Source organism: Streptomyces sp. NBC_00683 (assembly GCF_036226745.1).
Lineage (GTDB): Bacteria > Actinomycetota > Actinomycetes > Streptomycetales > Streptomycetaceae > Streptomyces.
Map to the genome: position 1 here is coordinate 791,234 of NZ_CP109013.1, position 12,905 is coordinate 804,138.

Below are 12,905 nucleotides of genomic sequence, written 5' to 3' on the forward strand. Positions count from 1 at the left end.
CACGGCCGGTTCACGACCGGGGGCGGTCGTCCTTCGATTCGCCTCCGGCCGCCCCGGGGCCGCCCGGCTCCAAGGGCTCCCCCGGGGTGGAGAGCTGCGCGACCGCGTCCACGCCGACCACCGCTCCGGTGGACTTCCTCCCGCGCCGCAGCCTGCCCTCCAGCCATGAGGCGAACGTGGTGAGCGCGAAGTTCAGCACGACGAAGATCGCCGCGACGACGGTGAAGCACGCGATCGTGTTGGCACCGTAGTTCGCGCTCATCGGGCGGACCGAGGCGAGGAGCTCGGAGAAGCCGAGCAGCGCGCCGCCCAGCGCGGTGTCCTTCACGATGACCACCAGCTGGCTGACCAGCGCCGGCAACATCGCGGTGACCGCCTGTGGGAGCAGCACGTTCGTCATGGTCTGCCCCTTGCGCATGCCGATCGCCTTGGCGGCATCCGTCTGTCCACGGGGCAGCGACAGGATGCCTGCGCGCACCACCTCGGCGAGCACCGAGGCGTTGTAGAGGACGAGCCCGGTGACCACGGCGTACAGCGGCCGGTTGTCGGGACTGACGTCGGTGAACTCCGCGTACGCCGCGTTGGCGAAGAGCATCAGGATCAGTACGGGGATGGCTCGGAAGAACTCCACGACGGTTCCGCCCGCTCCGCGCACCCACCAGTGTTCGGAGAGCCGGGCGATTCCGAAGAACGCGCCGAGGGGCAGCGCGATGACCATGGCGAGCACGGCGGCGAGGAGGGTGTTCTTCAGCCCCGGCCAGATGTACGTCGACCAGGCACGGGAGTCCGTGAAGAAGGGCCTCCATTTCGCCCATTCCAGCTGGTTCTTGTCCGCGAGGCTCAGGATCACCCACCAGATCACGAGACCCAGTGCAAGCAGGAACACGATCGTGTAGAGGAGGTTGCGCCGATGGGCGCGCGGCCCCGGTTCGTCGTAGAGGACGGAGGTCATCGCTTCACGGCAACCTTCTTGCTGACCCAGCCCAGGAACAGCCCGGTCGGCAGGGTGAGGCAGATGAATCCCGCCGCGAAGACGGCGGAGATGAGGATGAGCTGGGCCTCGTTCTCGATCATCTCCCGCATCAGGGTGGCCGCTTCGGCGACCCCGATGGCGGCGGCCACGGTGGTGTTCTTCGTCAGGGCGATCAGTACGTTCGCCAGCGGGCCCACGACGGAGCGGAATGCCTGCGGAAGGACGATGAGCCTGAGCACCTGGGGGAAGCTCAGACCGATGGCGCGCGCGGCCTCCGTCTGCCCGAGGGGCACGGTGTTGATGCCGGAGCGGAGCGCCTCGCACACGAATGCGGACGTGTAGGCGATCATGCCGAGGACCGCGAGCCGGAAGTTGATGGTCTCGAAGTTTTCCGCTCCGAGGCTGACTCCCATGGTCTGGAACAGTCCGAGCGAGGTGAAGATGATGATCACCGTCAGGGGGATGTTCCGCACGACGTTGACATAGGCGGTGCCGAAACCGCGCATGAGGGGAACGGGGCTCACCCGCATGGCGGCCAGGAGCGTTCCCCAGATCAGGGCGCCGATCGCGGAGTAGACGGTGAGCTGCACCGTCACCCAGAAGGCTCCCAGCAGGTCGTAACCTTCAAGAAAGTCGAACACGATCTCCCGCAATTCCGGGTGGGTGAAGCGTGGGGCGCGCCGCCCACGGGCGGGGCGGCGCGCCGGTCAGCTCCGTTCAGGTGACGACGACGCCGATCTTCGGTGCGGGCTCGTTCTTGTAGCCCGCCGGGCCGAAGTTCTTCTCGACGTACTTGTCCCAGGTGCCGTCGGCGACCATCTTTTCCAGGGCGGCGTTGATCTTGGCCTTGAGTTCACTGCCGTTCTGGACGCCGATGCCGTAGTTCTCGTTGCTCAGCTTGAATCCGCCGAGCCTGAACTTTCCTTCGAACTCCTTCTGGGAGGCGTAGCCGGCCAGGATGGAGTCGTCGGTGGTCACCGCGTCGATGACCCCGTTCTCCAGGCCGGTGATGCACTCCGAGTAGCCGCCGTACTCCTGCAGCTGCGCCTGGGGGGCGAGCTCCGCCTTGACGTTCTGCGCCGAGGTGGACCCGGTGACGGAACAGAGCTTCTTGTCATTCAGGTCTTCGGGCTTCTTGATGGAGTCGTCGTCCGCGCGGACGAGGATGTCCTGGTGCGCGAGCAGGTAGGGGCCTGCGAAGTCGACCTTCTTCTCGCGCTCGTTGTTGATCGAATAGGACGCGGCGATGAAGTCGACGTCGCCCCGCTGGAGCAGCGTCTCGCGGTCGGCGCTCTTGGCTTCCTTCCACTCGATGTCTTCGGGTTGGAAGCCGAGCTCCTTGGCGACATACGTCGCGACATCGACGTCGAAGCCCGTGTAGTCGCCGTCCGGGGTCTTGAGACCGACACCTGGCTGGTCGAACTTGATGCCGATGGTGATCGTGTCGGCGCGGCTGCCCGCCGCGGTACCCGCGGCGGTGTCGGTGCCACCGTCGGAACCACAGGCGGCCGCGGTCAGGGACAGCAGGAGCGCGGCCGCGACCGCGGCGGTGGTCTTGCGAGGGTTCATGGTGATCATTCCTAGGGATTGCCGCACGGATGTGGCGGGCGGGAGCGGTGAGCAGGTGTTCCCGCTCAGTGGTGGAGGATCTTCGACAGGAAGTCCTTGGCGCGCTCGCTGCGCGGGTTGTTGAAGAACTCTTCGGGCGTCGTCTCCTCCACGATCCGGCCGTCCGCCATGAAGACCACACGGTTGGCGGCCGAACGGGCGAAGCCCATCTCATGGGTGACGACGGCCATGGTCATGCCCTCGTGGGCGAGCTGCTGCATGACCTCGAGCACCTCGTTGATCATCTCGGGATCGAGTGCCGAGGTCGGCTCGTCGAAGAGCATCACCTTCGGGTCCATGGCGAGCGCCCGTGCGATCGCCACGCGCTGCTGCTGCCCGCCGGACAACTGGGCCGGGTATTTGTCGGCCTGGGAGGCCACACCCACCCGCTCCAGCAGGGAGCGCGCCCGCTCCTCGGCCGCGGACTTGTCCTTCTTACGGACCTTGATCTGGCCGAGCGTGACGTTCTGCATCACGGTCTTGTGGGCGAAGAGGTTGAAGGACTGGAACACCATGCCCACATCGGCACGCAGGCCGGCCAGCTCGCGGCCCTCGGCGGGCAGCGGCCTGCCGTCGATGACGATCTCGCCCGAGTCGATGGTCTCCAGCCGGTTGATGGCGCGGCACAGCGTTGATTTGCCGCCGCCTGACGGGCCGATGACGACCACGACCTCGCCCCGGTGAATGGTCAGGTCGATGTCCTGGAGCACATGGAGCGCGCCGAAGTGCTTGTTGACATGACTCAGCACGACCAGGGCATCGCTCATGCCTGGAAGGGCATCCCCCTGGGTCACCGCTGCTGCACTCATCGTGTTCATCGTCCGTCGACCTCGCCGCGGTCGCATGCGGAGAGGGCCGACTGCGGATGCCGGGCAGGCCGGGGTACCCGGCGGACGGGTCGACGCGGGCGCTGGAGACGATCAACGGTCTGCGTCCCGGTACCCCTGCTGAATCGCTCGGGGCGCCGAGGAGTCGCCGCTCGATGTCACAGGATCCGAAGCACCGCTGCGTCAGGGGACGGGAGGGCCTGTGCTAGTCAGGGATCCCCGGCATACCCCACCGGGCGTTCCTGTTGTTGACGGCGGCTCCCGGACACGTCTCCCGCCATGTCGTGAGCACCGGGGAACGCCCCGGACGCCCGAAGAAGAGCCGCTTCCGCCGCAAGCGCAGACGGAGTTTCGAGGAGTCGTCGACGTTGTCGTGGATGATGAGGACCCGGGCCACCTGGTGGGGGTCGTGTTCGGTGATCCGTCCGCCGGCGTGCCGGAGGCGGAGCGTGGCGCGACCGCCGGGCTCGCCGACGACGATCCGCGCCTCGACCAGGCGCCGCCGGTCCCACGCCCAGTGCGCGACTTCCATGAGCACATAGGCCGCAGCCGCGCAGACCGCCCACCTGACGTCGGAGTCCACCCACAGCACCGAGCCGAAAATGCCGAGACAGCCGCCGGTCACCGCCATGCGGCGTAGCCGCGGAACGATCCGCGTGCTCTTGTCCTCCGCGTCCCAGAGCAGATCCTCGCTGACAGCCATCCCGCCATCATGAGCCGCCGCCATCATCCTGAGAAGGCCCTGCCGGCCTTCCCGAGCGGGGCAGGTGGGGTCAGTCCCAGACGAGGTTGAGGGAGCGTTCGAAGTTGACGTAACCGGCGCGGGCGAAGGACTTCGCCATGGGGACGTTGCCGAGGTCCGTCGATGCCCTGATCCGGTCGACGCCCTCGGCGGCCAGGATGCGGGTGCCCTCGGCAAGGATCTCGTCGATGTAGCCGTTTCCCCGGTGTGCGGGCAGGACTCCGATGTACGCGATGATCGGGTGGTAGCTGTTGCGGGCCGGGATGACGAAGCCCACCGGTCCGCCGCCGTCGGGGAGTTCGGCGATGCGCCACCACTCGTGCGGGCTCCTGAATCCGGCGAACTCCCCGTCGTAGTGGCGTTCCGCCGCCTCGCGCGGGCTCAGTCCGGATGCCAGGTCCGCCTGGCCGTGGGCATCGAGGGTGCCCTCCATGACCGGGGTCATCAGGGCGAGGAGGTCCTCACGGTCGGACACCGGGCGGAAGACGAGACGCCCCTCGGATTCCGGTACAGGGGACGACGGGGTCCACTGCAGTCGCAGCCGCTCGACCAGCAGCCGTGCGCCCGTGCTCTCCAGCACGCGCGTGCGGGATTCGACCACCTCGCGGGCTGCGGGCTCGTCGTGCCAGTCGGGCGGGACGAAGCGGCCGTACTCCGGCAGCTTCGCGCCCGCCGGGAAGACGGTCGCCGTAGCCGTCCTGAACAGCCGCAGGCCGATCTCGTCGCGGTCGGCCCGGGGCAGCGTGTCGTCGACATCGAAGAAGTCGAACTGCAGCGGGACGTCACCGCCCGGGGTCGTCCACCAGGCGAGCCGGGCAAGGAGACGGTCGCCGTCCAGGGCCACCCAGGCCCACTCGGGGCGGCGGCAGCCGCCTGCGAAGTCGTCGGTGAGTTCGTGGTCGAGGACGTAGGAGAGCCGGCAGAAGAGGTCGATCTCCTCGGGGCCGGTCAGAGGTCGGTAGATCACCGATGTCGGCGTCAAGTCAACTCCTCTGAGGGGTGGAACACTTCGGACCCGGGGTCGGTCGTGCTGATCCGGTACGCCGGATGTCCGGGCAGAGGGCTGCGAGGGCTGCATGCCGCTCAGGCCGATTCGAGGATCGGGCGGATTTCGAGCGCCTCCGGGGTGGGGAAGCCGCGCGCCAGTTCGATGGCCTCGGCACGGTCGGCCACCTCCAGCACGAACCAGCCTCCGAGGGTCTCCTCGCCGCTGTGCACGGGCCCCTCGGTCACCGCCGCGGATCCGTCCGCCGTCTTGCGTACGGTGACGGGGCCCTGGTGCTCGGTGTCGAGGGCGTCGCCGCCCGCCAGTTTGCCCGCTGCCGCGAGCTCGCCGATCCAGGTCTCGTACGCCTTCCGGTAGGCGTCGCGATCGGCCTGGATCCGGGCGCGTGACGCGTGCGTCTCGAAGATCACGAGGGCGTATTTCATGAGTCGTTCCTCCGGTCGGTGTTCTTGGTGGCGATGGTGCTTCTGGTGGGGGTCGGTTCGATGCGGGCCAATGCGCCTGTTTCCAGGGCTGTCCACAGAGCGCCGTCCGGGCCCACCGTGATCCCGTGCGGTTCGGAGGCCGGGGTGGGCAGGTCGTGGTGGGTGAGTGTGCCGTCGGTGGTGATCGAGCCGACGCGGTTGCCGCCCCACTCGGTGAACCACGCCGTACCGTCGGCGTCGGTGGTGACGGCGTGCGGCCGGGCCGACCGGTCGGGCAGCGGGTACTCGGTGATCCGGCCGTCGGGTGCTCTGCGACCGATCTGACCGGCCGCGATCTCGGTGAACCAGATACTCCCGTCGGGACCCGCGGCGAGGCCCACCGGTGCGGCCGCCTCGGTGGGCAGCTCGTGGACCGTGATGGCGCCGTCCATGCCGATGCGTCCGATGGCGTTGGCCTGGTTCATCGTGAACCACATCGCGTCCCCGGCCGCGGCGATGGCGGAGGGGAACGCGCCGGTGCGCGGCAGCGGGTACTCCGTGACCGTTCCGTCGGTGGCGAGGCGGCCGATGCGGTCGGCCGCGGTCTCGGTGAACCACAACGCGCCGTCCGGCCCCGCGGCGATACCGAAGGGCCCGCACTCGGCGGTCGGTAGCGCGAACCCGGTCACCCGACCGGCCGTCGTGATCCGGCCGATCCGGTGCGCCCGGTACTCGGTGAACCACAGCGCGCCGTCCGGCCCGTTGCTGATGACCGTCGGACCGCTGTCCGGGGCGAGCTGATGACTGGTCGGTTCCTGTCCCGGGACGAGCCGGCCGATCCTGCCGCTGTGCACCATGGTGAACCACAGGGCGCCGTCCGGGCCGGTCGTGATCGCGTACGGGCCGCCGTCGCGACCGGACACCGTGTACTCCTCGACGGTCCGGGTCGTCACTGCTGCACCAGACCTTCGGCGGCGGCGATGCGCTCGATGTCCTGGGGCGAACCGGCCATGATCGTACGGGTGTTCGCGGTCACCAGCTCGACGGGCCAGTCCCACCACGCGGCGCGAACGAGCCGTTCGACGGTGCTGTCGTCGAAGCGCTGTCTGATCGTCCTGGCCGGGTTCCCGCCCACAACGGTGTACGGCGGCACGTCGGCGGTGACTATTGATCCGGCCGCGATCACCGCGCCGTCGCCGATCCGCACCCCCGGCATCACCGTGGCTCCGTATCCGAACCACACGTCGTTGCCGACGACCGTGTCCCCGCGGCTGGGCATGCCGGTGACGAGGTCGAGGGTCTGCTCGGTCCACTCCCCGCCGAACATGGTGAAGGGGAAGGTGGACACACCCATCGACGGGTGGTCGGCGCCCGCCATCAGGAACCGGGTGCCCGTGGCGATCGCACAGTACTTGCCGATGATCAGCCGTTCCGGACCGAAGGCGTACAGCACATTGCGTTGCACGAAGTCGGTCGCCCCGTCGGGGTCGTCGTAGTAGGTGAAGTCACCCGCGACGACGTTCGTACCTTCGACCAGTGGCTTGAGGAAGACGACCCTCTCGTGGGCAGGCAGTGGATGGACGGTGGCCGGGTCAGGTGTCACGCGGGGATCCTTCCGTGAGGCTTCGTGCTCGGCCGGCGGAGCCCGGGTGGCGAGGCCCCATGAACGATGAGGTGCGCGCCTTCCAGGCAATGCGCGGCTTTCGGGCCGTCGGCCGATTGGAGCGAGCCGGTCCTGCCGCCCCATGTCACGACCTGCGGAAGGAGGCTCCCGGCCCGGTACCCAGCTTGCGCACCGGCCCGCCCGGGATCAACAGTCGATCTTGTTATGGTCGTTAACCCAGAGATTCACGATCCAGGGGACCAGGACGGAGCCGGGGGCAGAATGGAACTGCGGGACATAGAGATCTTCCTGACGCTCGCGGAGGAGCTCCACTTCGGCCGCAGCGCCGAACGCCTGCATATCTCCCCGGCCCGTGTCAGCCAGGCGATCAAGAAGCAGGAACGCGCCATCGGCGCCCAGCTCTTCGAGCGGACCAGCCGCCACGTGCGGATGACCCCCGCCGGAGAGGTGCTGCTCCAGCGGCTGAAGCCGGCATACGAGGGCATCCAGGCAGCCATGGCGGAGGCGACCACCATCGCCCGCCACTCGGCCGGCACGCTGACGCTGGGGTTCATGGGCGCCCAGATGCACGACATGGCCCCGGTCCTGACCTACTTCCGTGCCCGGCACCCGTCCGCCGAACTCCGGTTCCGGGAAGTGTTCTTCAGCGATCCGTTCGGAGCCTTGCGGGCCGGCGAGGTCGATGCGGTGACGACCTGGTTGCCGGTCCGCGAACCGGACCTGACCGTCGGAGTGGTGCTGCGCGAGGAACCCCTCCACCTGATGGTGGCCGCGGATCACCCGCTGGCCCGGCAGGAGTCGGTGAGCATGGAGGTGCTCGGCGACCACATCGTGCCGCGCCTGAACGGCTCCATTCCCGCCTATTGGGAAGCCGCCGTACTGCCGGCCCTCACTCCGGCCGGTCGCCCCGTCCGCCGCGGCCCGGCCGTCGCCACCTTCTACGAGATTCTCGCCCTCGTCGCGGCAGGCGAAGCGGTCTGCACGGTCCCCGACGAGGGGCGGCGCTACAACGCGCAGACCGACGTCGTCTATCTCCCCCTCCACGATGCCCCGCCCGTCCAGTGGGCCCTGATCTGGCGCACGAACCGGGCGACCCCACTGGTACGCGCACTCGCAGAGGCCGCGACGAACTGCGGGGCCTCGACCGGGCGGTAGGTACGGGACGCGCCGGCGGCGGTGCCGATCCGCGCATGTCCTACGCGGCCTCGGAAGGGCGGCCGCAGGAGTTGGCTCAGTTGTCCTGCAGGGTAAGGCGGTGGGACTCGAGCGCGAACGACAGGTCGACCACGTCGCGCGGTCGCGACAGCAGGCGGCCGGTGAGCCGCTCCAACCGGCGCAACCGGTTGATTACCGTGTTCCGGTGACAGTAGAGCCGCTTGCGCGCCTCTTCCGTCGAGCCATGGCAGTCGAGCCAGGCCGCCAGGGTGGCCAGCAGGTGATCGCGCTCCCCCGCATCCGAATCGAGCACGGGTCCGAGCACCTGGAGCGCAAAGTCCTGCGCCAGGTCGGGCCGCGTGAGGACGAAGGCGCCGGGCAGCCGGTCCGCGAGCCGGGCGAGTTCACCGTCCGCCGCGCACGTGTTCAGGGCGAGCTCGGCCAGCTCCCGCGCTCGACCGAGCTCCATGAGGCCGGATACGACCGTACTGATTCCACCGCGCATGCCGGGGCCGACGGGGATCACCGACGCGAGGTCCTCGACAGAGGCTTCGTCGAGCCGTGCCACCACAGTCAGGCCGTCCTCCTGAGGGCACCAGTGGAGTTCCATCCCGTCGCGCACTTCGCGTGTCGGCGCCGTGGCGGGACGCTCCGCAGAAGGGCCACGCAGGAGCACCACCGCGTAGCGTGCCCGCAGCGGCAGCCCGAGGGCGACAGCCATGGCGGACACGCGGGTCTCCTCGGTGTAGCCGCGCAACAGCACCTTCAGCAGCGGAAGCTGCTTGCGGCCGTCGTCGTCGGGCAGTCTGTCGGAGGACCGGCGGTACGCCTCGACCGCCAGCGCGGTGTCCCGGTCGGCCCGGCCCCACACGTCGTTGGCGGCAAACGCCATGAGATGTCCCTGATCCGGGCAGTCCTGCATGACCAGGGCCACGAGTGTGTCCCAGATCTCTGTGCCGCCCACGCGGTAGCCGTGCAGAAGGGCCTGGAGCGGGACGCCCTCCTGCGCCCTCCTGTCACCGATGAGCCAGGCGTACTCACCGGACTCGGACGTGCGGTAGGGCTCGATCATCCCGCCGACGAAGCACTCCATCGCGGTGTGGACGGACTCTCCCAGATCGTTGGGGGCCAGGAGCGGGTTCCCGTAGTACGCGCTGGTGTTTCGCAGCTGTGCCAGAGCGGATTCGACGAAGGCCGGGAGTCGAGGCCGGAGCAGCTCGGCCGCGTGACGCAGCACACGCCCGGCATCCTCCTTCGGGGACTCGTCGAGGAGGAGGGGCAGCCGGTACGTCAGGGGCGGGCGGCGGACCGGCAGTCCGGTATCAATCTGGTTCATCGGCACCTCAGCGTGTCGGGCGTCCGCGGACGGGCGGTGGCGAGGGCGTCATGGCGAGGGCGGACCCTGACAAACTAAAGAGAAATCACTAGTACGTCCAGTGCCATGCAGTGAGCAGTTCATTCGGATCAAAGCAGACTAAGAGGAATTCACTTTCGGTCGGGGTGTCCCACGTCGTTCAGGTGCGTCGGCCTCTCAGCCGCGACGCCATCGGCAGCATGAAGGAACGGTCCTGTGCCGCACGTGCGGCACAGGACCGTTCCGGTTCGAGGAGTGTCAGGACTGGGCGTAGGCCCGCAGCGGGGGCTCGGAGTCCACCTTGGTGGCGTTGAGGACTTCCGCGCTCAGATTCGCTGCGGCGACCGCCGTGGCCGCCGTTGCCTCGGAGGGCAGCACGCCGGGAAGGTTGACGTCGACGCACTTGCCTAGCGGCAGCCGGCTCGGACTGGCCGTGCCGGAACGCGAGAGCGCGTCCAGGACCAGTTTGTAGGCGACGGCGTCGTACAGGAAGCTGAAGTGGGTGACGGTCCGGCCCGGACACACGCTCTGCATAGAGATGTTGGTGGCACCGCTCAGCGGCGCGGTCGTGACCGGGACGATGGCTTCGTCGACGATGCTGTAGACGTTGGTGTACGAGACGGCCCCGGGGGTCTCGTCGCCCTGGTTGAGCGCGGCAAGGAAGTTCGAGCCGACGCCGAACTGGTGCAGCGCCGGCGCGCACGGGGAGACGCAGAGGAGATTGCCGCCCCCGATGCCATGGCCGGGGTTGGCGAGGAAGACCGCGTCGTCCACCTTGCCCTGGAGATCGGGCCACCACTTGAGCGCCCAGCGAATCTGCATGTTCCCCTGGCTGTGGCCGAGAACATCGACCTTGCGACCGGTCGCGGCGTTGATCCTGTCGATCGCCCGGACGACGTACTCGGACGCCACCTGGATGTCGCCCATCGACCTGTTCGGCAGGGTCACGCCGCAGACGTCGTACCCGTCGCCGCGCAGGGCGGGGGCGTAGCCCCACCCCCAGGACTCGTCGTCGGTGGAGCTGGTGCCGTGGACCAGCAACACGGGCTCGCGGTCCGGATGGAGGAACGAGCTGGGGCAGTTGAGAGCCGCGTCGAGCGTGGCGACAGGGGTTTCCAGCGAGGGCCCGGCGACCGCGGCCGCCTCCGAGGAGGGGGCCAGCAGGGCAGCGGCGAGCACGCCCGCCAGGACGGCGGGGACGGCACTCAATCTCCAGCGCCGGGGGGTCTTCCACCGACTGTTCACGGTGACTCCTGTGTGAGTGGTGACGCTCGCGGGACAGCCGCCCCGGCACATGCCGGGCGTGGCTCCCATACGTCGTACGGGTGACAGCGAGCGAACTGGAGGCTCACATTCACGGGGCCGACCGGGCCGGACAACCCTCCGCGCAGGGCCGGACGGGTCCGCGCCCCGATCGTGTGGGCGGTCACAAAACCGCCCCGCCGGACCAGCCCCACGTCACATCGCACCGCCGCCTGAACGGCGACGCAGGGCGCGGATTCGTTCACGTACCCCCTGGTCCCGCGGCACCACCCCTGTCGCAGGACCCGAAGATACTTGCCCAATACAACGGTACTGAGTACCGTCATAGCGAGATCTAGTACCGGTGGAGGTTCAGTGTGAGTGCCGTGGCGCGGAGCGAATCCGACCTGCCGATCCAGCCGCTCTACGACGGGGCAGCGCTGAACGGCTTCGACGCGGGCGCCAGGCTGGGCGCTCCCGGGCAGTTCCCGTTCACCCGAGGCGTGTACCCGTCGATGTACACGGGCCGCCCCTGGACGATGCGGCAGTACGCCGGTTTCGGCACTGCCAAGGAGTCCAACGAGCGCTACCACGAGCTGGTCGGCGCCGGCACGGGCGGACTGAGCGTGGCCTTCGACCTGCCGACGCAGATGGGCTACGACTCGGACGAGGCGGTCGCCCAGGGTGAGGTCGGAAAGGTGGGTGTGGCGATCGACTCGATCGACGACATACGGACGCTGTTCCAGGGCCTTCCGCTGGACAAGGTCTCGACCTCGATGACGATCAACGCGCCCGCGTCGACGCTTCTGCTGATGTACCAGCTGGTCGCGGCCGAGCAGGGCATCGCCGGGAACCAGCTGACCGGCACGATCCAGAACGACGTGCTCAAGGAGTACATAGCCCGGGGTACGTACATCTATCCCCCGAAGCAGTCGCTGCGGCTGATCAGCGACATCTTCTCGTACTGCCACCGGGAGCTCCCCCGCTGGAACACCATCTCCATCTCGGGCTACCACATGGCCGAGGCCGGAGCGACGCCCGCGCAGGAGATCGCGTTCACCCTCGCCAACGCCAAGGAGTACGTACGCACCGCGATCAGCGCGGGACTGGACGTCGACGACTTCGCACCACGCCTGTCGTTCTTCTTCGTCGCACGTACGACCCTGCTCGAGGAGATCGCCAAGTTCCGTGCGGCCCGCCGGATATGGGCACGGATCATGCGCGACGAGTTCCATGCGAAGAACCCCAAGTCGCAGATGCTCCGCTTCCACACGCAGACCGCCGGCGTGCAGCTCACGGCCCAGCAGCCCGAGGTGAACCTCGTCCGGGTCGCCCTGCAGGGCCTCGGCGCGGTGCTCGGCGGGACGCAGTCCCTGCACACGAACTCGTACGACGAGGCCATCGCCCTGCCCACCCAGAAGGCGGCACGGCTCGCGCTGCGCACCCAGCAGATCATCGCGTACGAGACCGACGTCACCAAGACGGTCGACCCCTTCGCCGGGTCCTACGTCATGGAGTCGATGACCGACGATCTCGAAGCGGCGGCCATGGAGTTGATCCATGCCGTCGAGGACCGGGGCGGCGCCGTCGCGGCCATCGAGCAGGGCTTCCAGAAGTCGGAGATCGAGCGCTCCGCCTACCGGGTGGCCCTGGAGATCGACAACGCCGAGCGGACCGTCGTCGGGGTCAACAAGTTCGCACTCGACGAGGAGGAGCCCTACGAGCCCCTGCGGGTGGATCCCCGGATCGAGGCAGACCAGTGCGATCGCCTCGAAGCCCTGCGCAAGGAGCGCGACAACGACGGGGTCCGGCGTGCGCTCGACGAACTCCGCGCCGCGGCACGCGGCACCGACAACGTCCTGCCCACGATGCGCGAAGCGTTGAAGCTCCGTGCCACGGGCGGCGAGATCTCGCACGCCCTCCGCGACGTCTGGGGCGCCCACGTCCCCGTCGAAACCTTCTGAGAACGG

Annotated in this window: 13 protein-coding genes; 2 read left to right on the forward strand and 11 right to left on the reverse strand. The window is 68.6% G+C overall.

Features of this window, described 5'->3' with window-relative positions; all coding sequences use genetic code 11:
* Positions 1-10: 10 nt before the first annotated feature.
* The 9 genes from OG257_RS03550 to OG257_RS03590 form a co-directional block, all read right to left on the reverse strand.
* Complete coding sequence (locus OG257_RS03550; protein ID WP_329204630.1) at positions 11-952, reverse strand: amino acid ABC transporter permease; 942 nt, start codon at positions 950-952, stop codon at positions 11-13.
* Complete coding sequence (locus OG257_RS03555; protein WP_329204631.1) at positions 949-1,614, reverse strand: amino acid ABC transporter permease; 666 nt, start codon at positions 1,612-1,614, stop codon at positions 949-951. Before OG257_RS03555 ends, OG257_RS03550 begins: the two co-directional genes overlap by 4 nt.
* Before the next feature lie 76 nt (positions 1,615-1,690).
* The gene (locus OG257_RS03560) at positions 1,691-2,542 is read right to left on the reverse strand and encodes a glutamate ABC transporter substrate-binding protein (protein ID WP_329204632.1); all 852 of its coding nucleotides are present in this window, start codon (positions 2,540-2,542) and stop codon (positions 1,691-1,693) included.
* Between the two features lie 65 nt (positions 2,543-2,607).
* Complete coding sequence (locus OG257_RS03565) at positions 2,608-3,348, reverse strand: amino acid ABC transporter ATP-binding protein (protein ID WP_383808832.1); 741 nt, start codon at positions 3,346-3,348, stop codon at positions 2,608-2,610.
* A gap of 265 nt (positions 3,349-3,613) precedes the next feature.
* A complete protein-coding gene (locus tag OG257_RS03570; protein WP_329204634.1) occupies positions 3,614-4,111 on the reverse strand; it encodes a hypothetical protein in 498 nt (165 codons plus the stop codon).
* A 70-nt stretch (positions 4,112-4,181) separates the two neighbouring features.
* On the reverse strand, positions 4,182-5,117 hold the full coding sequence (locus OG257_RS03575) for a GNAT family N-acetyltransferase (protein WP_329214881.1): 936 nt from the start codon (positions 5,115-5,117) through the stop codon (positions 4,182-4,184).
* Positions 5,118-5,233: 116 nt separating this feature from the next.
* Entirely contained in the window at positions 5,234-5,581 is a 348-nt protein-coding gene (locus tag OG257_RS03580; RefSeq protein WP_329204635.1) for a YciI family protein, read from the reverse strand.
* Positions 5,578-6,513, reverse strand: coding sequence for a Vgb family protein (locus tag OG257_RS03585; protein WP_329204637.1), 936 nt, complete (start codon positions 6,511-6,513; stop codon positions 5,578-5,580). Before OG257_RS03585 ends, OG257_RS03580 begins: the two co-directional genes overlap by 4 nt.
* The gene (locus OG257_RS03590; RefSeq protein ID WP_329204638.1) at positions 6,510-7,163 is read right to left on the reverse strand and encodes a CatB-related O-acetyltransferase; all 654 of its coding nucleotides are present in this window, start codon (positions 7,161-7,163) and stop codon (positions 6,510-6,512) included. Before OG257_RS03590 ends, OG257_RS03585 begins: the two co-directional genes overlap by 4 nt.
* A gap of 282 nt (positions 7,164-7,445) precedes the next feature.
* On the opposite strand from OG257_RS03590, the gene OG257_RS03595 reads away from it, so the two are divergent.
* Entirely contained in the window at positions 7,446-8,339 is an 894-nt protein-coding gene (locus OG257_RS03595; RefSeq protein WP_329204639.1) for a LysR family transcriptional regulator, read from the forward strand.
* Positions 8,340-8,415: 76 nt separating this feature from the next.
* Here OG257_RS03595 and OG257_RS03600 read toward each other — a convergent pair whose 3' ends face one another.
* Complete coding sequence (locus tag OG257_RS03600; protein WP_329204641.1) at positions 8,416-9,675, reverse strand: PucR family transcriptional regulator; 1,260 nt, start codon at positions 9,673-9,675, stop codon at positions 8,416-8,418.
* Between the two features lie 276 nt (positions 9,676-9,951).
* Positions 9,952-10,938, reverse strand: coding sequence for an esterase/lipase family protein (locus OG257_RS03605; RefSeq protein ID WP_329204642.1), 987 nt, complete (start codon positions 10,936-10,938; stop codon positions 9,952-9,954).
* A gap of 374 nt (positions 10,939-11,312) precedes the next feature.
* Between OG257_RS03605 and OG257_RS03610 the strand changes: the two genes are divergently transcribed.
* The gene (locus OG257_RS03610; protein WP_329204644.1) at positions 11,313-12,899 is read left to right on the forward strand and encodes an acyl-CoA mutase large subunit family protein; all 1,587 of its coding nucleotides are present in this window, start codon (positions 11,313-11,315) and stop codon (positions 12,897-12,899) included.
* Positions 12,900-12,905: the final 6 nt, after the last annotated feature.